The sequence below is a fragment of the Novosphingobium sp. NFX11 genome (assembly GCF_057376415.1).
In genome coordinates this window covers 381,750-408,219 of sequence record NZ_CP080385.1, presented here as the reverse complement: position 1 = coordinate 408,219, position 26,470 = coordinate 381,750, and the positions used below count along the sequence as shown (strand labels likewise).

Genomic DNA, 26,470 nt, shown 5'->3' with positions numbered 1-26,470 from the left:
TCATAGGTCCAGATCGAGATCCTGGCTCAGTGCCGCGGGCAGTTCGACGCCGTAGATCGGACCGAGGATCAGCGGCACCGTCGGCTGCAACTGGCCCGAGCGGAAGCCCTTGGCGGCGCTGGCATAGATCGTGGTGTTCTCCACCGGGTGCCATGCCACGGAGAAGCGCGGGTTCCACGACTTGTAGGTGTCACCCGGCTGGTCGGTAACGACGCCGGAATTCGCCTCGAAGCCGCGCAGTCGGTCCTCGAAGTAGCGCAGGCCAGCGGTCAGGTCGACGGGCATGCCGGGCAGCGTATAAGTCGCCTCGCCGAAGAGGGCGCGGGCGCGCGAGTTGATCTGGGCATCGTTGTCGATGCCGCGCGCGGGGAACTTGACGGTATCGTTGCGCTGGGAATCGCGCGCATAGGCGCCCACGGTCCACTTGAGCGGGCCGTCGCCGGTCGAAGCCAGGCGCAGTTCGTGAGCGTCGAGTGCGATGTCGATGTTCGTCTCGATGCTGCCGATCGAGGACATGCCGCTCTGCGGCACCCCGAAATCGCTGTGGGTGTAGCTGTAGAACAGCTCCGCCCCGCCGAGATCATAGCGGGCGGTGGCGCCGTAAAGCTCCATCCGGCTCTTGCTGTAGGGCACCGTGCCGCGCGTCTGCTGATCGTCGTCGCGCGCGCTAGATCCGCCCGCCGGGAAGTCCGACTTCGACCACCAGTAGCTGCCGGTGATCGACAAGCGGTCGACGGGATCGAAGCGCAGCCTCGCACGGAAGGTGTCGTAAGTCTGGTCGTTGACGTTGGTTGCGCCGGTGCTGCTGTTGTCCACCCAGCCCTGGTAGCGTTCATGGGTGCCTGCGACGCGAACGGCGAGCACTCCGGGCACGATAGGTGCATTGAAGGCACCCTTAGCCCCCCGTTGGTGCCGCCTCCGCGCGTGTCCGAGACCATACCCAGACCCTTGGCTTCCCACTGGTCGAGGTCAGCGCCGCGCGTCAGGATGCGCACGGTGCCGCCCATCGAACCCTCGCCAAACAGCGTCCCCTGCGGCCCGCGCAGGATTTCGACGCGGTCGAGATCCCAGGCGCGCACGTCCGGGCTGAGCGGCACGGTGACGCCGGTGAACGGCAGGTCGTCGAGGTAGTATCCGTTCTCGTTGGCACCCAGCGAGGTCGAGATGCCGCGGATGGTGATCTTCGTGCCGAGCGCCGAGCCGCCGTCATAGATGCCCACGCCGGGCGCTTCCTGCAAGAAATCCGCCAGGTTCGCCGCACCGCGCTTTTCCAGCGCCGCGCCGCTGACCGCGGTGACCGCGATCGGCACATCGACCGCGCGTTCCTCGCGCTTGCGGGCGGTGACGATGATGTCGCCATCGGCATCCGCCGCACCGGGAGCCTGCTCCTGCGCCATGACCGGCGTGCTCATGACAGCCGCACAGACCAGCGCAACGTGACTGACCATACGAACCATAGAAATCTTCCCCCTGAGTCCCGAGACACGCACAAGCGGCCTCCCATCCAGAGGCGCGACTAGGCGATATTCCATAATCTATGGTTAAGATCGGGCTTACATTCCGCCGGGCCTTGGTTGCCGGCCATGCAATTATATAACCAATCACGATTGTTTTATTTTATCGAAGCCCTATCCTCGACCACATGGATCGGCGTCCAAAGCATGCTGCCGACCGCTATAGGAGAGGCCCTATGGTCACCGATGCCGAGATCGAGAATCTTGTCGCGCGACGCGACATTTATGCCGTTCTCACCCGCTATTCCCGCGCACTGGACCGCTGCGACGTGGACCTCATGCGCAGCGTCTATTGGCCCGACGGCACCGACAGCCACGGCGTCTTCGACGGCAATGCGGCCGACTTCGCGGACTTCATCGTGCGCGAAATCCAGGAGTGGTTCGAGGTCACCATGCACGGCCTCATGAACGTGCACATGGAGATCGCGGGTGACCGCGCCGCGACCGAAACCTATCTCTTCGCCTATCACAAGGTACGGGAAAGCAAGGCGCAGGAAATCTTCGGTTCGCGCTACATGCGAATGTTCGCGGGGCAAGGTCTCGATCCGGCGCACCACACCTTCTACTTCGGTGGGCGCTATCTCGACCAGTTCGAGCGGCGCGCGGGAGAATGGCGCATCCTGCACCGCAAGGTCGTGATGGACTGGAACGACAACCACCCCTCGAACGAGATTCTCGATCAGGGCATGTTCGCCACCCTGCGCCCGCTTGGCGAACGTGGCCTCGGCGATCCGGTGTGGGCCAACCGGCCGTGATCCCCGCCCTCTCCGCGCGCGAACGGCTTGCCGAACTGGTCGCGGTGCGCGACGTGGAAGCCGTGCTGACGCGCTATTGCCGCGCCCTCGACCGCGCCGACCTCGCCGTAATGGAGACCGTGTACTGGCCCGATGGCGAGGACATCCACGGCATCTATGTCGGCCGCGCCAGCGAATTCGTGCCCTTCATCATCGGCGAGATCACGCAATACTTCGCCATGGGCACGCATTGCCTGCTCAACATCCACATAGAGGTTTCGGGCGATTTCGCTGTCGCGGAAAGCTACCTCTATTCCGCCTGCCGGGTTCGGGCCGGGATAGTCGAGGCCCTGCTCGGGAGCCGCTACTTTGGGCAGCTGGCCGGAAGCGGGCTGGATCAGGGCAACGAGATGTTCGTGATGGCCGGGCGCTATCTCGATCGCCTCGAACGCCGCGAGGGAGAGTGGCGCATCCTGCGTCGGCAGGTCGTCACGGACTGGAACGATTCCCGGCCCTCGAACGAAATCCGCAACGAAGGAATGCATGCCGACCTGCGCCCCATCGGCGAATGGGGGAGCGGCGACCCGGTATATGCCAATAGCCGCTTCGTGACGGACTGATTATCCCGTTCCATCGATGGCCCCGCCCTTGCCGAGCCCGGCTGCAACTGGAATAGCCGGTCGCATGAGCTGGCACGCCCGACGCGAAAACTGGAACCCGCAGGCCGAGGACGCCCGCGAGGATGGCGACATCGATTATGCGCGGGTCATCCACTCCGCATCCTTCCGGCGCCTTCAGGGCAAGACGCAGATTCTGAACCTCGGGGACAGCGATTTCTATCGCACCCGCCTGACTCACTCGCTGGAAGTCGCGCAGATCGCCGGAGGGCTTGCCCGGCAACTGGCCAAGTCGTTCCCCGATCACACCGCCACCGCGCTGCTGCCGGATCACAGCCTGATCCACGCGATCGGCTGCACGCATGACTTCGGACACCCCCGTTCGGCCATGGCGGCGAAGTGGCCCTCAACTATTGCATGCGCGATGCCGGTGGGTTCGAGGGCAACGGACAGACGCTGCGCATCCTTGCTCGCCTCGAATCTTTTTCGGCCGGCGCCGGAGCCAATCTCTGCCGTCGCACGATGCTGGGCGTGCTCAAGTATCCGGTGGCCTGGTCGGTTGCCCGCAACCCGGCGCTCGTGCCGTCGCTCCATGCCGGTACCTCGACGATCCGGGTGCTCGACGCGCGTTCGTGCAAGCCGCCCAAATGCCATTTCGACAGCGAGCAGGACGTCGTCGACTGGATCCTCGCATCCGTCTCCGCCTCCGATCGCGACCGGTTCCAGGCGCTGGAACGCCCCGAGGGCAAGCACGCGCGCACGCTCCACAAGTCGCTGGACTGCACCATCATGGACGTGGCGGACGACATCGCCTACGGCGTCCATGACCTTGAGGACGCGATCTCGATCGGACTGATGTCCAAGGATGCATTTGCCGCCGCGATCAACGGCAAGTGCGCCTCCTTTCTCGATGCGCTGAAGGAAAAGTACCCCGGCGAGAGCGAGAACGACGTCTTCTCGCGGATGGTCGACGACCTGTTTGGCGACGCCAACACGCGCAAGCGTTACATCAGCCGCCTCGTCCACCATTTCCTGACCGGCGCGCGATATGTCGAGGTCAAGGGGTTTCGCGAGCCGCTCCTGCGCTGGCGCGTCGCGCTCAAGGGGCCGCGCCGCGAATTCCTCGACGCCCTGCAGGACTTCGTGGTGCGCGAGGTCATCACCAGCCCCGAGGTCCAGCAACTCGAGTTCAAAGGCCAAGCCATGGTCGTCGCCGTGTTCGAGGCGCTTGCCGCCGACCCGCGCCGCCTGCTGCAGCGTGATGCACTCGACCGCCTGAATGCGTCGGACGGCGATCTTCGCGTGATCTGCGATCAAGTCGCGGCGATGACCGATACGCACCTGCTCAAGACTTACGAGCGGCTGTTCAGCCCCCGCATGGGTTCGGTCTTCGACCGTCTCTAACCATCGAAGAAGACGCGGCGCGACCGATGGATGTGCGTCGTCATGATTGCCTGAGCCCAGGCTGCGTCGCTGATCTCGAGCGCCTGAACGAGTTCACGGTGCTCCTCCTGCGCCTTTTCGAGTTACAGCCTGTCATAGCGCCGCAACGACAGGGGAACGATCGGAACTTCGACCAGGCGCGGCAGGCCCGATCATCGGCGATGCCCTGACCTTCCGGGCTACCGTCGAAAAGTTCAGCAAGAATGGGTCGTGGAAGAACGACGCCGCCGGTGAGACCCTGGGGATCAGCCTCCACCACCGGAACCTTGCTGGTGGTCGCCAAGCCCTCCGACAAGCTCACCGTCAAGCTCTTCGGCATGATCGCGCGGGGCGAGGACGCCCCACCTCCGCGCAGACGCGCATCAGCGCCCAGAACATTGTCGATCCCAGCGGCAATGTAGTCTACGCCAGCCAAGCCAACTGTACCGTCAACGGCAACCCGTTCATCTGCGGCATGCTGCCCCGCTGCAGTAACGGCGTCTCCGCCAATACCGAAATGACCGAGAATATCCGAAATCTACTGGCAATGGACACCAATCGGGTCGTGTCGCCGGAAAATACGGTCGACCACTATGGCTTACTGCGGCACACCGGACACGCACACGGCACGCTCGACTGCGAGTTGAACGACCGATTTTCGATTTCGGTGCTCGGCGGCTTCAACCGGGAAAAGTTTTCCACGCTGATCGATCTCGACCGCTTCGACACTTCCATGCTAACTTCCGCCTACTCGCCATCGGGCTACTTCGATTTTCCCTATGTGATCGAACGTGACAACAGGGATTGGTCCGCCAAAGGGCGCCTCAACTTCGATCTCGGCAAGCTGCGCGGTGTCATAGGTACCAGTTATCTTTATGCGCGTACCTACTCGGGGCTCGGCAGCGGCCTCTCCACGGCTTTGGCATCGATCTATTCCAAGGGCGGCAAGGAACAGAGCAAGACCACGGGCGCCTACTTTTGCGACTTCACCGACGGCCTCGCGCTGAGCGCGGAAGGCCGTTACCAGGTCGACGAACTCGCTTCCTATGTGTCCTCTTCGGGCCTTACCGTTCCCGCCGACGTGTTCGTTCCGGCCGGCACTTATGCTCCGGGTATGCTGTTGGCGAACGAGACGTTCAGGAACTTCACCCCGCGTATGATCCTGAACTATCAGGTCTCGCCGGAGCTGATGCTTTATGCATCGTGGGCGAAGGGCATTAATCCGGCCCAGTTCTCCCGGAATCCTTAGCCAGTCGGCCGCCATCCAGCAAGCCGCGGCCGATGCGGGCATGACGCTGACCGTCGATCCCGAGAAGATGGCAAACTACGAAGTCGGAGCCAAGGGTCGGCTGTTCGACGGCAGCATGACCTACTCGATCGCCGCGTACTATGCGCAGTGGCGCAAGCAGATCAACTCGATCCTCCTGACCCTGCCTAATGGCACTTGCACGAACGGCATCGGGTACGTTTCCTTCGTGAGCGGCTATTCCAACTTGGGCTCCGTCAACCTCTACGGTGTGGGAGGGCAATTCGCTTGGCGTCCGGTAAAACTCATAAGCATCGACAGCATCGACGGTGGCGCTGCCATCAACGTCACCAACATTCGCGATTTCGTCAGCTCAACAATCACTGCACTTTCCGGATTCGCCGAATACAGCGGGAACGAAATGCCCAATACCTCGAAATACTCAGCGAATCTTGGTGTTCAATTTGGCGGCAACGTGAAGGGTCAGGATGACATGACTTGGTTCGCGCGAGCGGACTGGAATTACAAGTCGGATTTCTATTCTAATCAAGCCAATCTCGCAACGACCAGCGATGCAACAAGGTCAACGTACGCGGTAGGTTCGATTGGGCATTGCCTCGATCCAGGCATTTTTGACGAGATCTGTTCAATAACAAAGCCTACACCAGCGCCGCCGACAACTGGACGATCGAGCAGAGCTACGCCTATCTTTCGACCCACTCGGCGGTTCTTGCCGGGCTTCCGTTTGGATGGCCGGCCCTTTGTATGTGGACGCTATGAGAGGAATATCGGCATCATCGTTGGCCCGACAATGCACGGAATCTCTCCTCGATCTTTAGTCCTTTATTTTTTAAGTCATATGATCCAACATTAGAAAAACCATGACTGGAGAGATTCTGATGGCCGATCTTGGCGCGGCGGAGCGGCTTGAGGGATTCAGCCTGCTTGATCCGATGACGCAGAGCGATCCGTTTGCGATGTACGAGGCGATGCAGGACGCGCCCGGGATTTATCGGATGCCGGAGACGGGGTTCTACATCGTCTCGCGCTATGCCGATCTGCGGGCCGTGTTGACCGATCCGGTGACGTTTTCCAACAAGGTGGACCGCGCTTCGTTGCAAGGACCGGAGAATGCCGAAAAGCTGCGCGCCTATATGGAGAGCAAGGGCTGGCCGCATATTTCCACCCTGCAACGCACCGATGCGCCGGATCATGGTCGCTACCGCAAGCTGGTGGACCGCGTGTTCACCGTCGGGCGCGTGCGGGAGATGACGCCGCATATCGAGGACGTCGCCCACCGCCTTATCGATACTTTTACTGCGCGGGGGAGTGCGAATTCATCAGCGAATACGCGATGCTGCTGCCCGGCACGATCCTTGCCGAGGAGATGGGCCTTCCGTCGGACCAGGTTGCGACCTTCAAGACATGGGCCGACGCCATGCTCGCCCCGGCATCCTACGTGATGAGCGAGGAGCAATTGCTGCGCAACGCCGACATCGAACTGGAGGCGCAGCACCACCTTGCCGCGCTGTTCGAGGAGCGCCGGGCGCGGCCAACCGGGGACTGGATTTCCGCGCTCGCCACCGCCCATGCGGATACCGAGGAGCCGTTGTCGATGGCGGAGCTGCAGAGCGTGATGAGCCAGCTCATCGGCGGCGGTTTCAGATCGACGATGACTGCCATCGGGCACGCCATGATGCAATTGCTCAACCACCCCGACCAGATGGCGCGGCTGCGCGAAGATCCCAAGCGGATCAAGAACTTCGTCGAGGAAGTCATCCGCTTCGAGAGCCCCACGCAGGGCCTGCGCCGCCGCACCACGCGTGACGTGGAACTGAGCGGCACGGTGATCCCGAAGGACTCGGTGGTGATCGTCCGCTACGGCGCCGCCAACCGCGATGCCGCCAAGTTCGCCTGCCCGCACATGTTCGATATGGAGCGCAGCAACGCCGGAACCCACCTGGCGTTCGGCGCGGGCACGCACTTCTGCGTCGGCGCCGTGCTGGCGCGGCAGGAGATCGCCATCGGCGTCACCGCCATCCTCGAACGGCTCGACGACATCGAACTGGCCCGCCCGCTAACCGAGCCGATCCACCGGGCGAACTTCCTGACCCTGCCCCTGCGGGAACTGCCGATCCGCTTCCGCGTCCGCCCATGACCGACAAGCAGGACCGCATCGAACTGTTCGTCGTCGTGAAGGGCCACGCCTTCTCGCGCGATGGTCTGGAGGCCATGCTCCGCGCCATCGGCTGCGAGCCGACTTTCGTCGATCAGCCTGCCGCCGCTGTCCTGCTCAACCCCGCGCAGATGCGGCACTACGACGCGCTGCTGTTCTACGACATGCCGGGACTGGACTTTCGCGCCCCTGCGGCGGAGCGGCCGGGATTCATCGAACCTCCTGCGTATTTTACAGAGGGTTTCGAGGGACTTATGGCCGAAGGTAAAGGGATGGTCATGCTCCATCACGCCATCGCCGGATGGCCCGCATGGCCGCGCTATGCCGAGGCGATCGGCGGGCAGTTCCTTTATCGCGACGCCGTGATCGACGGGGCACCGCGACCCGACTCCGGCTACATTGGAGACATGGCCTACACCGCGAAAATCGCCGATCCGGGGCACCCGGTCACGGCCGGGCTCCCCGAGCGGATCGACCTTGTCGACGAACTGTATCTTCAGCAGGTCTTCGACGATCCGGCCATCCATCCCCTGCTCTGTCTTGATGACGAAGTGGCGCCCGAACGGTTCCATTCGGCCCGCCGCGCGGTGCAGCGGCTTGGCGCTGGCGAAGGTGAGCCCTGGCACCCCGACCGGCTCAACCCACTGCTGGCGTGGGCGAAACCGGCAGGTAACAGCCCGCTCGTCTACATCCAGCCGGGCGACAGCACGCAGACTTACGAGTGCCCATATTACCGGCAGTTGGTGGGCAATGCGGTGCGGTGGGTAGCGAGCGATCAGGCCCGTGAATGGGCGCGCCGGTCGTAGTCCCGAATCACCTTCGAGATCGAAAAGACCACCTCGTCATTGCGCGCGTAGCGAAGCAATCCAGAGCGGCGCAGAAAGGCTCTGGATTGCTTCGCTATGCTCGCAATGACGACGGTTTGGGAGGAGGCACTCAACGGCACTCAACGGCACCCAGCAGCACTCAAGCGCGTCACACCACCGCCAGGGCGCGCCTTCAGGCGACCTGACATGGCCGCAAACACCCTCTGCATCCGCAAAATCGGCCCGATTTAAAAAGGCAGTTGCCTTAATTTTAAACCGCGATAAGTTAAGTCCGCCGCACCAAATTTAACGACACAATCGCGGCTCGAACCAAGCGCAAACGCAAAAACAAGCTGGTCGAGGGGAACCTGAAATGATCGAAGCAACGAACCATAGGTCGTGCCGTGCCCTGCTGCTCGCGGGCACCGCATTTCTGTCCGTCACGTCCGGTGCGACCACCGCGCTCGCGCAGGACGCAGCGCCGCCGCAGCAAGGCGACGCTCCGGCTTTCAGCGCCAACGATATCGTCGTCACCGCCCGCCGCCGTGCGGAATCGGCGCAGGACGTACCGGTCGCCGTCACCGTCATCTCGGCGCAGGACATCGCCCGCCGCGACCTCACCAGCCTGGAACGCATCGCCGCCGCGACGCCGCAGCTGGTGATCGGCCGTAACGTCTCCGGATCGGGCGCGCAGCTGACCTTGCGCGGCATCGGCTCCAACTCGCTGTCGATCGGCGTCGAGCAGTCGGTCGCGGTCATCGTCGACGGCGTCTATTACGGCCAGGGCCGCACCATCAACGAGGGGTTCTTCGACCTTGCCTCGATGGAAATCCTCAAAGGCCCCCAATCGCTGTTCTTCGGCAAGAACGCGACGGCGGGCGTGATCTCGATCACCACCGCCAACCCGACAGACCACTTCACCGCGCAGATGCGCACCGGCTACGAATTCAACGCGCAGAAGGTCTACGCCGAAGGCTTCGTCTCCGGCCCGATCGGCGATACGGCGGGCTTCCGCCTTGCCGTACGCGGATCGAAGGACTTCGGGTCTCTGTTCGACAACCGCGCCGGGCCGATCACCTACAACACCCGCGACACGCCGACCGCGACCACGGTGGCCCCCAACACCGCGCATACCGCCCTGCCCAGCAAGAGCGGCCCGCGCGAACGCGACGTGCTCGTGCGCGGCACCTTGCGCTGGGAACCGACCGACGACCTGACCGCGACGGTCAAGGCCAACTACGGCTGGAACAGGACTTACGGCGGCGCCTGGAACTACAACGTGTTCGCATGCGACGGCGGCACCAGCACGACGACGCCCGGCGTCGCCTGCACGCCCGGCTTCTACAACCGCATGAACGACCTGCCCAAGGACATCGCGGACCAGACCGCGCTGGTGAAGGACCACAACTTCAACGATTATCGTTCGTGGGGCGTCACCGGCAACATCGACTACCAGCTAGGCGACCTCGCGGTAACCTCGGTCACCAACTACAATTTCAACCGCAACCACTGGACCGCGGACATCGATTACCAGTCGTCGCCCACGGTCAACATCTGGGGCGGCGAAGTCAGCCGGTGGAAGGCGTTCAGCCAGGAATTGCGCGTGCTTTCGCAGTTCGACGGCCCGCTCAACTTCCTCGTCGGTGGCTATTACCAGAACACGAAGCGCACCTTCGACCAGGTCGTCATCAACGCCAATGCCGAGAACAGCGCCGCGCCCGAAGGCTATCGCTACGTCCAGTATGCCAAGGAATCGACGACCGACGGCGAAACCCTGTCGGGCTACGGCCAGCTGATCTGGAAGGTCATCCCCGAGATCGAGGTGACCGGCGGCGTGCGCTACATCCACGAGACCAAGGACAGCACGTTCTTCCAGCCTTACGCCAATCCGCGCTTCGCGGGCGTCAACTACGACGTGACCAGGCGCCTCGCGGCCAACCAGACGTTCACCAACTGGTCGCCCGAAGCGACGGTGGCGTGGAAGGTGACGCCGGACATCAACGTCTACGGCGCCTACAAGACGGCCTACAAGTCGGGCGGTTTCTCCAACAGTTCGATCCTGACGCCGCTGACGCAGGCGGATTTCTTCACTTTCGATCCGGAAAAGGGCAAGGGCTTCGAGGCGGGCATCAAGACGATGCTGTTCGACCGCCAGCTGCGCTTCAACGTCAGCCTCTATACCTTCAAGTACACCGATCTTCAGGTGACGTACCTGGACTCGGCGGCGCTCAGCTACAACTCGGTCAACGCCGGTTCGGCACGCACGCGCGGCGTCGAGGTGGAGTTCGACTATGCGCCGCGCGGTCTTCGCGGGTTCGGGCTGAACGGATCGATCAACTACAACAAGGCGAATTACGGGGACGGCATCGCGCCGTGCTACGGCGGCCAGTCGCTGGCGAACGGCTGCACGCCCGGCCTGCTGGTGCCGCCGGTGCCCGCGACCGGCACGACTCCGGCGCGGCCGGGCACGCCGGGCCAGAACCTCGACGGCGTGTCCACTTTCGCCGCGCCGCGCTGGACCGCGACGCTGGGGATGAAGTACGACACCGACATCAGCGACGGGCTGACCGCCGGGTTCGGGGTCGATAGCCGCTACAGTTCCAGCTACCTGACCTCGGCCTTCGGCTCGCCGCTGTCGCGCCAGGGATCGTACATCAACCTCGACGCGCAGATCCACATCCGCACCGCCGACGAGCGTTGGGAACTGGCGCTGCTGGGCAAGAACCTGACCAACCGCTTCGTCGTCACCGGCGTCACCGACGCCTCCGGCTCGGGGCTCGGCACCGGGACCAACGCCAACCGCATCGCCGACCAGGCCGGGTTCGGCGCCATGCCGCGCACGATCGCGCTGCAGCTGACCTGGCGCATGCCCTGAGCGGCGGCCGATCATATTCACGGAGACAGCCTTGCCTCAACCCGACCTTCTCGATCTTCACGGTTCTTCGGCGCTGCAGGCGCTGACGGTCGGCGGCACGCTTGCCCGTGCCGCCGACCGGTTCGCCGACCGTCCCGCGCTCATCTACGACGGGCGGGAGGCGACTTATGCCGAACTCTTCGCGCAAGTCGTCGAGCGGGCGCGGTCGCTGGTCGGGCTGGGGGTGAAGCCGGGGACCACGTCGGCGTGCTGGCGCCCAACTGCTGGGACTACGTGGTCCTGTACTATGCGATCGAGATGGTGGGCGGCTGCGCGGTTCTGCTCAATGCGCGGTATCGGGCGGACGACCTCGCCTACGTCATCCCCAAGTCGCAGATCAGCCTGCTGTTCGTGGGCGGCCATGCCTGGCGGCACTGCGACTACCGGCCGATGCTGGGGGAGGTCTTTCCCGAGCTTGCCGGATGGAGCGGGGGCGAACTGTCGGTCGCAGCCGCACCGGCGCTGCGCGGCGTTATCGAACTGGGTGACGACCGCCCCGGCAACTGGCCCGGCCTCGCCATGCTGGAAGCCGCCGCCGAGGGCGTCGGCGCCGACGCCGTGATGGAGCGGGCGGCGGCGGTCGGGCCTGACGACGTGGGCCTCATCATCTTCAGTTCGGGCACCACTTCGCGCCCCAAGGCCTGCATGCTCACGCACGGGTCGCTCAGCCGGATGGGCGCCGCGATGGCGGGGCGTTTCCGGCTGACGGAGCAGGACCGGGTCTGGGACCCGCTGCCGCTGTTCCACATGTCGACGATCCTGCCGATGGCCGGATGCCGCGCGACGGGCGCCTGCTTCATCGGCATGGGGCACTTCTCCGCCGACGAGGCGATGGACCTGCTGATCGAGCGCCGCCCGACCGTGCAGTACGCGGGCTTCCCGACGATCATCTCGGCGCTGGTGACGCATCCGCAGTTCGGCCGCTACGACCAGTCCGACCTGCGGATCAACCACGTGGTCGGCCCGGTCGATCTGATGCGCCGCTACGGAACGCTGTTTCCGGGGGCGAAGTACGTCAACAGCTACGGCCTGACCGAAGGCACCGGCGTCCCCTGCTACAGCGAGATCGACGACCCCGACGACGTCCTGTTCGAAACCTCCGGCCCGATCTGCGAAGGCATGGAACTGGCGATCTTCGGCGCGGACGACCGGATCGTCCCCGACGGCGAGCCCGGAGAGATCCGCATGCGCGGCTTCGGCGTCTTCGCGGGCTACTTCGACGATGCCGAGGCGACCGCCGCCGCCGTCGACGCCGGGGGCTGGCTCCATACAGGCGACCTTGGCCGCATCGGCGCGATGGGGCGCGTGGTCTATGAAGGGCGCCTCAAGGACATGCTCAAGATCGGCGGCGAGAACGTGGCGGCAGTGGAACTCGAGAGCTTCCTCGCCACCCACCCCGCCATCCGCATGGCGCAAGTCGTCGGCGTGCCGGACGAGCGTTTGATGGAAGTCGCCGCCGCCTTCATCGAACTCAACCCCGGCGAAGCCTTGAGCGAAGAGGACGTCGCGCGCCACTGCGCAGGCCGGATCGCCAGCTACAAGATCCCGCGCTACGTCCGGTTCGTCGAAAGCTGGCCGATGAGCGCCACCAAGGTCCAGAAATTCGAACTGCTGCGCGGCTTCACGCCGGAACGCAAGATCGACCCGGCCGGCCTCGCGAAGTGACGGTCGTGACGCCCATCCGCGAAGCCGGCGCCGATTACCCGGAGGCCGCCCCCGAACCGCAGGGGGATCGCGGGCGGGCTGGTATCTGATCTTCGTCCTCACCCTGGCCTACACCGCCAGTTTCATCGACCGGCAGGTGCTCAACCTGCTGGTCGGCCCGATCAAGGCCGAGTTCGGGCTCGACGATACCCGCCTCAGCCTGCTGCAGGGCCTTGCGTTCACATTGGCCTACGTCGTCATGAGCCCGGTGTTCGGACGCATCGCCGACGTAGGCAGTCGCAAGGGCGTGCTGATGTTCGGCATCGCCTTGTGGAGTATCGGCACCAGCGCCTGCGGGCTTGCGCGCAGCTACTGGCAGCTGTTCCTCGCCCGCTTCGGCGTCGGCGGGGCGGAAGCCTGCCTGACCCCGGCCGCATGGTCGATCATCGCCGACGCCTTCCCGCCGCGCCTGATCCCGCGCGCCTTCAGCGTCTACATGATGGGGCCCTACCTCGGCGGGGACTCGCGCTGATCTTCGGCGGCTTGCTGCTGCAGGGCGCGGAAGGCTGGGACTTGTCTGCGGTGCCGCTGCTTGGCGCGATGAAGCCGTGGCAGCTGGTGTTCTTCTGCGCGGGCCTGCCCGGCGTGCTGATCGCGCTGCTGCTGGTCTTCGTGAAGGAACCCGCCCGCCGCGCCTCTACCGCAAGTGCCGAGGTACAGACGATGTCGTCGGCAGAAATCTGGGCAACGTTCCGGCGCTGGCGCGGGTTCTACGGCAATTTCTACCTGGGCATGCCGCTGTTCATCATCCCGCTCTACGCCTTCCCCGCGTGGATGCCGACGGTGCTGATCCGCAAGTTCGGCGTCTCCGCCGCGCAAGTGGGTGTGCAGTACGGCATTGCCGTGCTCATCACCGGATCGCTCAGCGTGCTGGTCAGCCCCTGGGTGGCCCGCGCGGTGGAGCGCATGGGACGGCGCGACAACCTGCTTCTGGTCGCGCTGGGCGCCTCGGTCGCGATGGTGCCGCTCAGCCTCGCGCTCATGGCCGCCACCGATTACTGGACCGCCTTTGCCATCGCGACGGCGGCGAGCGTGCTTTACAGCCTGCCGCAGGCGCTTTCGTCCTCCGCGCTGCAGTTGGTGACGCCCAACCGGATGCGCGGCATCGCCTCGTCGATCTACGTCTTCGTCGTCAGCGTGGCCGGGCTGGCGCTGGCACCTACGTTCGTCGCGCTCATCACCGACCATGTCTTCGGCGACGAGGGCCGCGTGGGCGACTCCTCGCCATCACCTGCGCCGTCGCGGCGGCGGCATCGACGGTGTTCATCGCCCGCGCCCTGCCCACGTATCGCCGGATGCTGGACGAGGCGGCGTAAGACCGGATGAGCCCCGACACTCTCGCATCCCCCCTTCGTCGTCTCCCCACTTCGTCATTGCGAGCGTAGCGAAGCAATCCAGGGCGGCTCAAGACTGCCCTGGATTGCTTCGCTACGCTCGCAATGACGAAATCGGGAAGGCAGGCTCGACCGGTCAGTCGGCCTTGATCATGTCGGCGAATAGCGGCGCATGACGATGGTTGTAAGGCGCGGTCAGCGCGACGGTCATCTGCACCATGGTATCGTCCACCAGCGCATCGAGCGTGATGCCCTGATCGAAGTGCGGAAAGCCGCTGTCCCGCCGCATCAGCATGTTGAGGAACATCAGCTTGCACAGCCCCACGCGCAAACGCAGCTCCACCGGCGGCACGTAGTTCACGCGCTCGACGATCAGCCGGCGCACCCGGCGCAGCGCGGGCACGGGAACCTCGGGATCGTCGTAAGGGTGCGGAATGCCTTCCGCACGGGTGCGGGTGAGGTACTGGGCGAGGAAGGCGGAGTACGGATGCCGCCCGTTCTCGTCGCTGATCGTCAGGTGCGGCAGGCACATGATCTCCAGCAGCGTGCGCGCATCGCCGAGCAGCCCCGCTTCCTCGGCGCGGTCGAGCATGGCGGCGCGCAGCGGCTCGAACATCTCGGTGCGGTAGTCGAAGATCGCGTAGACCAGCGCTTCCTTGGTGCCGAAGTGGTACTGGACGGCGGTATTGTTGCCCTGCCCTGCCGCCGCCGCGATCTCGCGCAGGGCGACGCCGTCGATCCCGCGATCGGCGAAGAGCTTCTCGGCGGCCTCGATGATCTTGATCCGCGTCGCGGCGGAAGTGACGTGGCGGCGACGCCCGCGCTCCGGCGCAGTTCCGGTCTCGCTGGCTGCGGTGTCATTGGGATCGGATCGGATGGTGTCGTGCATGGCGTTACCCTCCTGTCCCGGCCGCGCTGCTTCGGCAAGGCCCCATGGCCCGCCGCGCCGATCATGACCATCTTGCTGCCCCCGGCGCAAGCCCTTGCAGTGCAGCATCGCCACTATCACGCGGGTCAGGCCCGCGATTTTCCCGGGAGAGCATGACATGAATGAAGCCAGGGTCGCCGTTGTCACCGGCGCCGCGCAAGGCATAGGCCGCGCCGTCGCCGAGAGGCTGGCGCAAACGGGGCACCGGCTGGCGCTGCTCGACGTCAAGGGCCTCGATGCCGTCGCCGATGCCCTGCCCGGCAGCCTCGCCCTGCGCTGCGACGTGGCCGACCCGGCCAGCGTCGAGGACTGCGTGGGGCGCATCGCCGCCGAGTGGGGCCATGTCGACGTGTTGGTCAACAATGCCGGGATCAGTCCCAGTCACGGCGGCCGCTCGCTGCCTGTCGAGGAGACCGATATCGACGAATGGCACCGCGTGATCGCGGTCAATCTCACCGGCACTTTCCTGATGTGCCGGGCCGTGCTGCCGGTGATGAAGCCGCGCGGATGGGGCCGTATCGTCAACTTCTCCTCGCAAGGCGGCCGCATGCGCTCGCGCCTGTCGGGCGCGCACTACGGCGCGACCAAGGCAGGCGTGATCGGCTTTACCCGCGTACTCGCCGGGCAGGTCGGCGCCCACGGCATCACCGCAAACTGCATCGCGCCGGGCCGCATCGTCACCCCGCAAAGCGAAGGCTTCGGCGACAAGGGCACATACACCGACGACATCCCCGTCGGCCGCCTCGGCGAGACCGACGACATCGTCGCGGGCGTGGAGTACCTGATCTCCGAACGTGCCGCGTTCGTCTCGGGGACGGTGCTGGACGTCAACGGCGGGTTCTTCATGCCGTAATTCTCCAAAAACAATCCCGTGACAAATATTTAACCTGACCAAAGACGCACTTGTGTAATACCGCCTCTACAATGCTTTAGAGGCGTGATGACCGACATCGTTCGTCATTGCGAGCGAAGCGAAGCAATCCAGGGCAACATTGCGCCGCCCTGGATTGCTTCGCTTCGCTCGCAATGACGATGCTGGTTTGGTGTCGGCTCATTCCGCTTCGGGACGCGGCCGCGACTGCCGCATCATTGAAACGGGGGACTACTGGTGCGATCGAACAAGACGTGGACGGCATGCGCGTGCGTGCTGGCTCTGCTGGTGACTTCATGTGGCGGCGGCGGAAGCGGCGGGAGCGGAGGCGGTTCCACGCCGACGCCAACGCCAACCCCTGCCCCCACTTCGACACCCACGCCGGTGGCCGGGTGCTCGCTGCGCGAACGGCAGGACTGGGCAGAAGCGCAGCTGCGCGAATGGTATCTCTTCCCCGAGACCCTGCCCGCGAACGCCAATCCCGCAGCCTACACCACGCTTGACGACTACATCGATGCGCTGACCGCCAATGCCCGCGCCCAGAACTGGGACCGCTTCTTCACCTATCGCACCTCGATCGCGGAAGAGAACGCCTATTACGAGCAGGGCTCCTCGGCCGGGCTCGGCGTCCGCCTGGGCGTCAATTCCGCCGCTCGCCGCCTGTTCGTGATCGAGGCGTTCGAAACCGGGCCGGGCGCGACGGCAGGCATGCGGCGCGGCACGGAAATCCTCGCCATCGGCACCAGTTCGGGCAACCTGCAGACCGTGCAGTCGCTTTGGGTGGCAGGCGGCGTCAACGCGGTCGCCGATGCGCTCGGCCCGGACGAGGCGGGCGTTACCCGCGTGCTCCAGATCAGCGACGCCAGCGGAACGCGCAACATCACGGTCGCCAAGCGCGACTTCGCGCTGCAGCCGGTGTCCAGCACTTACGGCTACAAGGTGATCGACCAGGGCGGGCGCAAGGTCGGCTATCTCAACTTGCGCACCTTCATCTCCACCGCCGAGCCGCAGATGCGCACCGCCTTCGCCGCCTTCCGTGCGGCGGGCGTGACGCAGCTGGTGGTGGACCTGCGCTACAACGGCGGCGGGCTGATCTCGGTGGCCGAGCTGATGGGCAACCTGATGGGCGCGAACCGCACCGCGTCGGACGTCTTCGCCCACACCGTCTTCCGGCCGGAAAAATCCGCCGAGAATACCACGGCCTACTTCGCGGCGCAGGCCGAATCAGTCGCGCCGACGAAGATCGCCTTCATCACCTCGGGCGGCACCGCCTCGGCGAGCGAGCTGGTGATCAACGCCTTCCTGCCCTACCTCAATGCCGACGTGGCGCTGATCGGCGCGAATACCTACGGCAAGCCGGTGGGCCAGATCGCGATCGACCGGCCCTCATGCGACGACCGCCTGCGCATCGTGGCACTCAAGACGCAGAACAGCGCGGGCGAAGGCGACTACTTCAACGGTCTGGCCGACCGCATGAAAAGCACCTGCACCAGCAACGACGACATCAGCTACGACATGGGCGATCCGCGCGAGGATCTCGACCCGCGTGGCTCTGCAATTCCTGTCCGGGCAGAGCTGCACGCCGATCGTCGGCCAGAGCATGGCGCGCATGGCGGTGACGGCCGACACCTCGGAAAAGCGCGACATCCTCGCCCCGGCGCGGCCCAGCACCCCGCAGCGCGAGGTGCCGGGTCTGTTCTAGTTCTGGCCCGACCTCCCCTTTTGCCCGGTTGCGGCCGGGCGGGGACTCCTTGACCCTGCGGTTGCCGGTCAACGGCACCACGGGAAAGAGGAGAGGTCATGAAGCGCGCATTGTTCCAGCAGGCCTGGTTCGTGAACAGCATCGACGAGGCCGCGCAGAAGTGGTCCGACGCCTTCGGCGCCGGGCCGTTCTGCATGGTCCGCCACCACCACTGCGACGAGTTCACCTATCGCGGCACCACCGAGGAAGCGGACGTTTCCTATGCCTTCGGCTACCTCGGCGACATGATGATCCAGTTCATCGAGCAGCACGACGACAAGCCCTCGATCTACCGCGACATGTTCGCGAAAGGCGAGGAAGGCTTCCACCACATCGCCTACCTAGTCTCGGACTTCGCGGGCGAGCGGCAGCGCTGGATCGACATGGGCTATCCGCTGGCCACCGAACTATGGGCGGACGAGGTCAACGCGGCCTACTTCGATACCCGTGCGCTGAACGGCGGCTTTACCGAGATCCACGGCGACCCGCCGCACATCATGGGCCTCTTCGCGCACTGGAAACGGCTCCACGACGCGCGCACGGCGGACACCCCGGCGGCCTACGAAATGCAGGACCTCGCGTTCTACCGGCGCGCGCCGCTGTTGGAGACGGCCTGACCCCGGATTACGCGCGGCCCTCCATCTCCGCCCACGCCCGTGCGAAGGCCAGGGCGTTTGCGGCGATCTCGGCGGTGCTCATGCCCACCTTGTAGAGCGCCGAGCCAAGGCCGAAGCCGTCGGCGCCCGCCTGGCGCCAGGGCTCCATATTGGTCGGCGAGATGCCGCCCACCGCCAGCAGCGGCACGTCCTTGGGGAGCACGGCACGCTGGGCCTTGACCACCGCGGGGCTGGCGGCCTCGGCCGGAAACAGCTTGAGGCCGCTTGCTCCTGCCGCGAGTGCCGCGAACGCCTCGCTCGGCGTGAAGTAGCCCGGCAGCGAGACGAGGCCGCGACGGGCGCTCTCGGCGATCACGGCGACGTCGGTATTGGGCGAGACGATCATCGCGCCGCCCGCGTCCTGCACCTCGGCGACCTGCCCGACCGTCAGCACCGTGCCCGCGCCGACGATCGCCCGGTCGCCGACGCGCCGCGCCAGCTTCTCGATGGTGACGAGCGGATCGGGCGAATTGAGCGGCACTTCGATCAGGCGGAAGCCCGCCTCCACCAGTACGTCGGCGGCCGCCTCGATTTCGTCGGAGCGAATGCCGCGCAGGATCGCGACGAGGGAAGCTGCGCAAGCGCGGTGGCAAGGTCGATCATGGAGTCATATCCCGGATGCGGGTGATGCCGGCGATGAAGGCAGCGTGACTGTCGACGACGACTGCCTCTCCCCGGCGATTGAAATGGCGGCGGAATAGAGCCGCGCGAGCAGCCCGTCGGCAAGGAGATGCACGGTCTGGCCCGGCACTATGCGGGAACGGCAGTCGGTGCCGAGCAGCAGGCCGCTGACATAGGCCGCCGCCGTGCCGGGAGCCCGCGCACCCAGTACCGAGGCCGCGCGCACGCCGAACAGCGCAGCGAGCAGGTCACCGTCGGCGCTGGCCTCGACGCCCTTGCGGAATTCCGCGTCGGCATCGACTTCGCCGGTCATCTCGCTGCCGATCAGCGAATGGGCCTTGAGCATGGCGAACATCTCGCCGGTCATGGCGGTGGTGAAGTCGGCCAGCGCGCCGCCCCGCATGACCGCCCACTTGGCGTGGGTTCCGGGCTGGCACAGCAACGCATCGGCAGGCGCGAGCCCCGCCGCGACGGCGCCGAGAAGCTGCACTTCCTCGCCGCGCATCACGTCCTGTCGGCCACCGCTGTCGCGGCAGACGCCGGGGACGATGTCGACGCCCTCGACCGGCGAGACGAGGTTTCCCGCAAGCTCGGCAATCCCGGCAGGCGCGGCGACGTATCCCGCGTCATGCCAACCCCGGTTGGAGCCGACCATGCCCGCGAGCAGCATCGGTAACCCGCCGTGCCGCGCGCGCAGGTCCGCGACGGAGGCCGGAAAGCCGCCAGCTGGAACCGAGAGGACTCCGCCGTCATCCTGCTCCGAGGCGACGACCTCGCTCTTGTCGATGACGTAGGCACGACGATTGGTCGTACCCCAATCGACAGCGATGAAAGGCCCGCTCACCGGAAGTCCGCGTAAGGGACGCAAGGCATCAAAACCACAGAAACCGCTCCTGCACCGAACCCGGTGGCCATCGCCTGAACCACGTCCCCGGCCGAGATCGCATCTTCGCCCGGCCGCTTGGCAGTGGCAATCGAGACGACTGCTCATGACGCAGCGACATGGCCCGAATCATGGCCATCGGAGTTTATCGATGCATCACCGTATAGAAATTCATATTTATAAGATCAATTGACGCGAGCTTCGGCGCATCGCTTCCGTGCAGGCCTCGTTTCATCCGCCGGGGCTGAAGAACTCGACGATCGCGCCTTCGGGCGAGCGGACCGCGAACAGCGTGACGGTCCCGTAAGGCGCGATCACGAACGCCGCCGGTTCGATATGGAGTGACCCGCCCCGGCCGGCGATCGCGGCGGCATAGGCATGGGCATCGTCCACCTCAAAGCGCAGGCACAGGATGCCGACATTGGGCGCCGCGCAGTCGGCGTCGCAGCGGCGGCCGTACATCGCGGCGTTGTGGATCAACTCGACTCCGCCTACCGACGGCCCCGGCGGGTTGAAGATCACCACCCGGCGCTGCGCCCCGATCGCGGCGGGCAGCGGCAGGCCGAGCACATCGGCACCCGGCTCGGCCACGCCCTCGACCATGAAGTCTAGGTCCTTGTGCCAGCCCAGCACGTCCACGTAGAACGCGATGGCACCTTCGATATCCGCCACCATCTGCGTCGAATTGAACACCGGCGAAAGCCTGCCCGAAGGATCGAGCCCCGGCACTTCGGGCGAGTAGCGCTGGATCACCGCAAGGTTCAATCCGTCCGGGCCGATCGCCACGACCTGCCGGACCGAGAAGTGCGCCTCGCTGTAGTCCACCGGCTCACCGAACGCCGTCCAGCCGTGGCGCTGCAGTCCGCGATAGACCTTATCGACGTCGGCCGAGAACATATCGACGTCGAAGATGCCGCCGGTGTCCCAGGTCCGCTGGCTGGAACGCATGACCTTCTGCTCCACCCCGTGGAAGCGCACCAGCCTGAGCGCGCCGCGCCCGGATACGGTGTCCTGCGGCACGAACAGCGCCTGTTCGATCCGCGTGCACTGCTGCGGAACATGCCATGCCGCGAACTGCGAAGGCGGAGCATCGGGCAAGTCGACGCGGTCATAGCCGCATACTTGCGTCAAGGGCGCCGCAAGGCGGTCGATGTCGAACGTACTGACGACGGCTTCCTGGATGGGCTGAATGATCATGATGCCACAGGATGCTCGTGAGCCGCCGCCGCTGTCCCGCGAGCAGCGCGCCGGTGTCCGACTGACGAAGAAACCTCAGCGCTTCGGAGCGACCTCGGGAATGTCGCTGGCGACCATCTCCCTGCGGTCGCGGGCGATCGACCAGATGCGCCGCCTGGCCTTGGGGTCCCAGTCGATCGCCTGCCCCGGCGTGGCGATGGCGAAGGTCTCGACCAGTTCGAGGCGCGAGCCCGCTTCCGGCAGGCGCAGGGCGTAGAGTTCGGGGCGATCGTGGCCGGTTACGTAGATCAGCCCGTCCGCGCCCCAGCTCAGCCCCGAGCAGCTCTTGGGGGCCATACGGGCGAGAACCTCCTCGGGGAAGGCCCAGGTCTGCTCGATGCGGAACTGCTCGTCCATCCGCGCCAGCACGGTGTAGCGATAGTCGCGGCCCGGCTCGCCGCCCTTGCCTTCGTAGTTCGCGAAGACCGCCCACCACTTGCCGTCATGCCGGTCGATCACGGTCAGCGATCCCGGTCCGAAGCCGAGGCTGACGCTGCCGGAATGGCGCAGCGGGCGGGTGTCGAAGATCTCGATGGCGCTGGTCTGCGGCACCGCCGGGTAGTTGGAGGCGGCGCAGTAGAGCTTCGTCTGGACCACCGTGCAGCTGTTCATGTGGGGAAACAGGCGGCGCTCGCCCTCCCACTGGTCGACCTTCTCGGCATTGGAGAGACGGTATTTTCCGATGCGGTCGTTGTCGATCGCATAGACGTATTCGCCGTCCGATGCGGCGCCCTGATGCGCCTCCGGTGCTGCCATCCGAAGCGCCACGGGCGCGGCCGCCCGGGGCGCTTCCGGCACGGTATCCGCCAGCGACGCCGTGGAAGCGAGCAGGAGAAGGACAGGCAGTAGTCGGACCATGTATGCGTTCTCCGGGATGGATCGGCGAAGCGCTTACGACCGCCATGCTACGCTACCATGTCGGAACGGGCCGCCAGGAAATTGCATGCGATGGTGCATCTTTCCTGTTGCCCCATCCATCCCGGACAAGGCAGGAGGAGTGCAACCTTTTCGCAATTGCACACGGAACCCCCAGTTTGGCCGTCAGTCCTGCCCGCAAGCGCCCCGAACGCGCTTCCACCCGCGCCCCCAACGGCAAGACGAGCGAAAGCACTCCGACCCGCCAGTCGCTCAAGAGCGCGCAGACGCGGGGAAGGCTGATCGAGGCGACGATCCAGTGCCTCGTCAAGGTCGGCTATTCCGGCACTACGACCCCGCTGGTCGCGGTCGAAGCCGGACTGTCACGCGGGGCGATGCTCCACCATTTCGAGAACAGCGCGACGCTGATCCGCGCCACCATCGTCGAACTGCACGAACGGCGCCTGCGCGCCTTCCGCCGCTCCTCGGAAATCACCGAGCACGAACCGACGACGATGGTGACCGCCTATTGGAAACAGGTACAGAAGCCCGCCTTCGTCGCCTTTCAGGAACTGGCGATGGCGGCGCGCACCGATGCCGATCTCGCCCAGATCATGCGGCCTCTCCAGGTCGAATATCGTGAACGCTTCAATTCCGAAGCGATCGCCCTCTTCCCCGAATGGCAGTCCGCGCCCGAGCAGTTCGCACAGGCCATGGCCCTATCCCAGACGCTGATCGAGGGCATGGCGACCGGCCTCATGACCGGCGCGCTGGACGAAGTGATGGTGCCGGCGCTTCTCAAGATGCTGGAAGACAAGATCCGCACCCTGCGGCCCAAGGGCTGATCAGGCGAGGCCGCGATCGCCCTCGGCGGAGAAGTAGGTCGGCGTGCGGGCATAATAGTCCGCGCCCAGCCGGCAATCGACCAGCCCGGCATCGACCGCAAGCACCTGCCCGGTCACGTTGAGGCCGTCGTCGCTGGCGAGATAGGCGAAGGCTCCGGCGATTTCGTCCGCCTCGACCACGCGGCGCAGGGGATTGCGGGCCTCCGCCGCCTTTCGCATCGTCTCCGCATCGCCATAGGCAAGCTCTGTCATGCGGGTCGGTACGTTGCCGGGCGCCACTGCGTTGACCCGGATGCTGTCTGCCGCCAGTTCCGCCGCGACGGACCGGGTCAACCCGACCACCGCATGCTTGGCCGCCGTATAGGCATGCGGCCCCAGCGGCGCGAGGCCGGCCGCGCTCGAGGTCGAGAGGATCGCGCCCGAGCACTGCGGCCGCATGACGCGCGCGGCATGCTTCATGCCGTAGAACACGCTGTCGAGCAGCACAGCCAGGGTATCGCGCCATGCGGCCGCCCCGATCTCCTCGACCCTGCCTACGGCGCCGAGTTGCCCGGCATTGTTGATCATGCAGTCGAGCCGGCCATGCAATGCGATCGCCCTGTCCACGAGGGCGGCGACGTCCTCCTCGCGGGTGACGTCGCAGGGGACGAAAGCGGCGGAAAGCTTCTCGGCCAGCGACTTACCTGCATCATGCCTGAAGTCGCCGAGCACGAGCACGGCGCCCTCGCGCGCGAACCTGCGCGCGGTCGCTTCGCCAAGTCCGCTCGCCGCGCCGGTTATCACAGTGACCTTGCCTTCAAGCCGCATCGTTGCCCTCTATTATCGATATGGAGTGGCCGGTGCGCGATTGGAGGATCGCACACCGGCCAAGGTGTGAGGGGAAAATTCCCCCGATCAGTAGTGGTAGGTGACCTGCACCTGCACCGTGCGCGGGATGTTGGCATAGCCGCGCTGGTCGCCCAGCACGCCCCCGTCGGTCCCGGTGCCCCGGCCGGTGCCCGGCGCATCCAGCGCGCCGGAGATGACGAACTGGTTGGTCAGGTTCTTGCCGATGACCGCCAGATCCCAGCCCGCCTTCGAACTGAGCGTCAGCGACGCGTCGAGGTTCACGTACTTGGGCTGCGTCGCGATCGGGTTGTTGAACGGCGATGCATTGTAGCTGCTGGAATAGCGGGCATCGGCCGAGAGCGTCAGCGACATGTCGGGGCTGAGGTCTGCCTCGTAGCTGGTGCCCAGCGCCGCCGTCCAGCGCGGTGCGTTGGCGGTCGGCTTGCCGCTCAGATCCTGCACGAAGAGGCCGCCGTAAGGGCTGCTCGTGGTGGGATTGCAGCCCTGCGCCGGGGTCTGGCCAGTGACGCACGGTGCGATGAAGTCCACGTAGCGCGCCTTGTTGTAGTTCAGCGCGCCGCGCATCGTCAGGCCCGGAAGCGCATGCGGCGCCCACTCGGTCGAGATCTCGACGCCCTTGGTGCGCGCCGAACCCGCGTTCGTGGTGATGTAGCGGAACGTCTGCGCTTCGAAGAAATCGACCTGCAGGTTGGTATATTCATACGTGTAGAGCGCCACATCGAAGCGCAACTGGTTGTTAAACAGCGTGGTCTTCACGCCGCCCTCGAAGCCCTTGGCCTTCTCCGGCTCGAAGTCGAGATCGGCGGGGATCGACGCGTTGGTATAGGAACTCTGGTTTGAGAAGCCGCCCGACTTGTAGCCGGTCTTGAAGCCGCCATAGATGTTGACGCCCGGCGCGGGCTTGTACGACGCGGTGATTTCCGGGCTCCAGTTGGTGAAGGTCTGGTTCTTGTAGATCGGGTCGTTCAGCCGGTTGATCTGGCCGGGGCGATTGACCGGGTGGACGAAGAAGCTGTCCTTGGTCTCATGCGTGTAACGGATACCCGACGAGAGTTCGACCTCGGGCACGACCTTCCAGGTGACTTGCGCGAAGGGAGAGATCGTCTCACCCTTGGTGTAGGAATCCTTGCCGAAGGCGACGTATTCCCATTCCGGCCGCTGGGTGCTGACGCGCGTGTTGCCCGAATAGACGTACTGGTCGGACTGCAGTTTGGTCTTCTGGTACAGTACGCCCAGCATCATGTTGACCGGGCCGTCGTAGTTGGTCTGCGCGCGCAGTTCCTCTGAGAACGCCCACCACTTCTCACGCGAGCCGACGTAGATCTGCACGGCGCGCTGCTGGTAGTCGCTGTCGGTCAGCCAGCGGTTGTTCTGGTTCTGGTAGTTCGTGGCCGACGTCAGCGTCACATCGCCCAGGTTCCATTCCAGATTGTTGGTCGCCTGCCAGGAGCGGTACTTCGTGTAGAGTTCGCCGTCGGCGCGCGCGAAGGGGAAGTTCGCGGCGATCTCGGTCGGCATCTGGTTGTGGTAGTATTTCCAGTCCCGCTTGCAGGGCACGCCGGGTTGCAGCGTGCTGAACCCGGTGGCGCAGGAGAACACGATGTTGTTCCAGGCGCCGTCGTTGGTGGTCGTCTCGTTGGCGGACACCTTGAAGGTGTTGGTGATGGTGTCGGTCGGCTCCCACTTGAGCGTGAGGCGCCCGACCAGTTCCTTCTCCTTCGGACCGCGGCGGTCGCCCGGAGGCGCAACCAGGTTCTGTACCGGGCCGCCGGCCTGGTCGGTGACGGTGAAGGGCTGCGCCGTGGCGTAATTGCGCGAATAGCCCCCGTACATCTTCGATGCCCGCAGCGCCACGCGCAGCCCGAGCGTTTCGGTGAGCGGCGTGGAGATCATCTGCTCGATATAGGGCCGCTTCGCCCGGAACTCGTAGCCCACGCGGGTCGAGCCCTCGAAGCTGGAGCCGGGATCTGCGGTGGTGATCGAAATCACGCCCGCCGTCGCGTTCTTGCCGAAGAACAGCGCCTGCGGGCCTTTCAGCACCTCGATCCGCGACAGGTCGAAGAAGCCTTCGTTGAGGATGCGGCCGCTGGCGTAATAGATGCCGTCGACGATGATCGCGGTGGAGGATTCGATGCCCAGCGCGCTCGCCGGGGTGCCGATGCCGCGCAGCGAGATCTGCGCGCCCGAACCCGTCGTCGCGCGGCCTACGGTGAGGTTCGGCGTCGTCGCCGCGATGCGCTCGATGTTGGAGATGTCCTGCCGGGCGATCTGCGCGGGCGAATAGGCGGTCACCGCGACGGGAATGTCCTGCAGCGATTCCGAACGCTTGCGCGCGGTGACGACGATTTCCTCGAGGCCGCCCGCAGCCGCCTGAGGGGCGGCGTCCTGAGCCATCGCGGGGCTGGCGAGGCCGATCGCGGAAGCCGACGCCATGAGCCCGGCGAGCAGGCAGGCGCGATGAAAGTTCGGTAGGTCCTTCATTCTCTTCTCCCCGTTCATCTCTTCGCTGCGAAGGATG

At 65.3% G+C, this 26,470-nt stretch carries 22 protein-coding genes and 4 pseudogenes; 17 read left to right on the top strand and 9 right to left on the bottom strand.

The window, feature by feature from the left end:
• Together KZO24_RS19700 and KZO24_RS19695 are read right to left on the bottom strand one after the other, a co-directional pair.
• Nucleotides 1–873, bottom strand: coding sequence for a TonB-dependent receptor domain-containing protein (locus KZO24_RS19700; RefSeq protein WP_486487579.1), 873 nt, complete (start codon nt 871–873; stop codon nt 1–3).
• A gap of 182 nt (nt 874–1,055) precedes the next feature.
• Nucleotides 1,056–1,310, bottom strand: a pseudogene (locus KZO24_RS19695) (Plug domain-containing protein); the annotation flags it as partial.
• Between KZO24_RS19695 and KZO24_RS19690 the strand changes: the two are divergent.
• From KZO24_RS19690 to KZO24_RS19630, 13 genes and pseudogenes are all read left to right on the top strand, one after another.
• Complete coding sequence (locus KZO24_RS19690; protein WP_486487578.1) at nt 1,213–1,440, top strand: hypothetical protein; 228 nt, start codon at nt 1,213–1,215, stop codon at nt 1,438–1,440. The pseudogene KZO24_RS19695 and the gene KZO24_RS19690 overlap by 98 nt on opposite strands.
• Nucleotides 1,441–1,690: 250 nt before the next feature.
• Nucleotides 1,691–2,269 carry a nuclear transport factor 2 family protein gene (locus tag KZO24_RS19685; protein WP_271182888.1) on the top strand — a complete coding sequence of 193 codons (579 nt, stop codon included), beginning with the start codon at nt 1,691–1,693 and terminating at the stop codon, nt 2,267–2,269.
• On the top strand, nt 2,251–2,868 hold the full coding sequence (locus KZO24_RS19680; protein WP_271182889.1) for a nuclear transport factor 2 family protein: 618 nt from the start codon (nt 2,251–2,253) through the stop codon (nt 2,866–2,868). Before KZO24_RS19685 ends, KZO24_RS19680 begins: the two co-directional genes overlap by 19 nt.
• Before the next feature lie 64 nt (nt 2,869–2,932).
• Nucleotides 2,933–4,269: pseudogene (locus tag KZO24_RS19675) on the top strand (anti-phage deoxyguanosine triphosphatase).
• Between the two features lie 535 nt (nt 4,270–4,804).
• Nucleotides 4,805–5,536: a TonB-dependent receptor domain-containing protein gene (locus KZO24_RS19670; protein WP_486487577.1), complete on the top strand. Its 732-nt coding sequence runs from the start codon at nt 4,805–4,807 to the stop codon at nt 5,534–5,536.
• Between the two features lie 40 nt (nt 5,537–5,576).
• Nucleotides 5,577–6,407, top strand: a complete 831-nt coding sequence (locus tag KZO24_RS19665; RefSeq protein ID WP_486487576.1) for a hypothetical protein — start codon at nt 5,577–5,579, stop codon at nt 6,405–6,407.
• Between the two features lie 7 nt (nt 6,408–6,414).
• A complete protein-coding gene (locus KZO24_RS19660; protein WP_486487575.1) occupies nt 6,415–6,996 on the top strand; it encodes a hypothetical protein in 582 nt (193 codons plus the stop codon).
• The gene (locus KZO24_RS19655) at nt 6,888–7,691 is read left to right on the top strand and encodes a cytochrome P450 (RefSeq protein ID WP_486487574.1); all 804 of its coding nucleotides are present in this window, start codon (nt 6,888–6,890) and stop codon (nt 7,689–7,691) included. Before KZO24_RS19660 ends, KZO24_RS19655 begins: the two co-directional genes overlap by 109 nt.
• Nucleotides 7,688–8,515: a ThuA domain-containing protein gene (locus tag KZO24_RS19650; RefSeq protein WP_271182895.1), complete on the top strand. Its 828-nt coding sequence runs from the start codon at nt 7,688–7,690 to the stop codon at nt 8,513–8,515. Before KZO24_RS19655 ends, KZO24_RS19650 begins: the two co-directional genes overlap by 4 nt.
• Before the next feature lie 373 nt (nt 8,516–8,888).
• Nucleotides 8,889–11,390: a TonB-dependent receptor gene (locus KZO24_RS19645; RefSeq protein ID WP_486487573.1), complete on the top strand. Its 2,502-nt coding sequence runs from the start codon at nt 8,889–8,891 to the stop codon at nt 11,388–11,390.
• 15 nt (nt 11,391–11,405) lie between these two features.
• Nucleotides 11,406–13,094 carry an AMP-binding protein gene (locus KZO24_RS19640; RefSeq protein WP_486487732.1) on the top strand — a complete coding sequence of 563 codons (1,689 nt, stop codon included), beginning with the start codon at nt 11,406–11,408 and terminating at the stop codon, nt 13,092–13,094.
• 85 nt (nt 13,095–13,179) lie between these two features.
• Nucleotides 13,180–13,605, top strand: coding sequence for an MFS transporter (locus KZO24_RS19635; protein WP_486487731.1), 426 nt, complete (start codon nt 13,180–13,182; stop codon nt 13,603–13,605).
• 11 nt (nt 13,606–13,616) lie between these two features.
• The gene (locus tag KZO24_RS19630; protein WP_486487572.1) at nt 13,617–14,459 is read left to right on the top strand and encodes an MFS transporter; all 843 of its coding nucleotides are present in this window, start codon (nt 13,617–13,619) and stop codon (nt 14,457–14,459) included.
• A 144-nt stretch (nt 14,460–14,603) separates the two neighbouring features.
• Here KZO24_RS19630 and KZO24_RS19625 read toward each other — a convergent pair whose 3' ends face one another.
• Nucleotides 14,604–15,356 (bottom strand): TetR/AcrR family transcriptional regulator, encoded by a 753-nt coding sequence (locus tag KZO24_RS19625; protein ID WP_008830241.1) that lies wholly within the window; start codon nt 15,354–15,356, stop codon nt 14,604–14,606.
• A gap of 157 nt (nt 15,357–15,513) precedes the next feature.
• Between KZO24_RS19625 and KZO24_RS19620 the strand changes: the two genes are divergently transcribed.
• From KZO24_RS19620 to KZO24_RS19610, 3 genes and pseudogenes are all read left to right on the top strand, one after another.
• Complete coding sequence (locus KZO24_RS19620) at nt 15,514–16,248, top strand: SDR family NAD(P)-dependent oxidoreductase (RefSeq protein ID WP_271182899.1); 735 nt, start codon at nt 15,514–15,516, stop codon at nt 16,246–16,248.
• 291 nt (nt 16,249–16,539) lie between these two features.
• Nucleotides 16,540–17,968, top strand: a pseudogene (locus KZO24_RS19615) (S41 family peptidase).
• Between the two features lie 98 nt (nt 17,969–18,066).
• The gene (locus tag KZO24_RS19610) at nt 18,067–18,624 is read left to right on the top strand and encodes a VOC family protein (protein WP_036528541.1); all 558 of its coding nucleotides are present in this window, start codon (nt 18,067–18,069) and stop codon (nt 18,622–18,624) included.
• Nucleotides 18,625–18,631: 7 nt separating this feature from the next.
• Here the strand turns inward: KZO24_RS19610 and KZO24_RS19605 are convergent, their stop codons facing one another.
• The 4 genes and pseudogenes from KZO24_RS19605 to KZO24_RS19590 all read right to left on the bottom strand — a co-directional run bounded on the left by KZO24_RS19605 (nt 18,632) and on the right by KZO24_RS19590 (nt 22,261).
• Nucleotides 18,632–19,219, bottom strand: coding sequence for a 2-dehydro-3-deoxy-6-phosphogalactonate aldolase (locus KZO24_RS19605; protein WP_486487730.1), 588 nt, complete (start codon nt 19,217–19,219; stop codon nt 18,632–18,634).
• 43 nt (nt 19,220–19,262) lie between these two features.
• Nucleotides 19,263–20,128, bottom strand: a pseudogene (locus KZO24_RS19600) (2-dehydro-3-deoxygalactonokinase).
• A 270-nt stretch (nt 20,129–20,398) separates the two neighbouring features.
• Entirely contained in the window at nt 20,399–21,364 is a 966-nt protein-coding gene (locus KZO24_RS19595; RefSeq protein WP_271182902.1) for a VOC family protein, read from the bottom strand.
• A gap of 75 nt (nt 21,365–21,439) precedes the next feature.
• Nucleotides 21,440–22,261, bottom strand: coding sequence for a hypothetical protein (locus KZO24_RS19590; protein WP_271182903.1), 822 nt, complete (start codon nt 22,259–22,261; stop codon nt 21,440–21,442).
• 176 nt (nt 22,262–22,437) lie between these two features.
• Between KZO24_RS19590 and KZO24_RS19585 the strand changes: the two genes are divergently transcribed.
• Nucleotides 22,438–23,103, top strand: coding sequence for a TetR/AcrR family transcriptional regulator (locus KZO24_RS19585; RefSeq protein WP_271182904.1), 666 nt, complete (start codon nt 22,438–22,440; stop codon nt 23,101–23,103).
• On the opposite strand, the gene KZO24_RS19580 is transcribed toward KZO24_RS19585, so the two are convergent.
• Both KZO24_RS19580 and KZO24_RS19575 read right to left on the bottom strand, forming a co-directional pair.
• Entirely contained in the window at nt 23,104–23,910 is an 807-nt protein-coding gene (locus KZO24_RS19580; protein WP_486487571.1) for an SDR family oxidoreductase, read from the bottom strand. It lies immediately after the preceding gene.
• An 87-nt stretch (nt 23,911–23,997) separates the two neighbouring features.
• Nucleotides 23,998–26,433 carry a TonB-dependent receptor gene (locus KZO24_RS19575; protein ID WP_271182906.1) on the bottom strand — a complete coding sequence of 812 codons (2,436 nt, stop codon included), beginning with the start codon at nt 26,431–26,433 and terminating at the stop codon, nt 23,998–24,000.
• Nucleotides 26,434–26,470 lie beyond the last annotated feature (37 nt).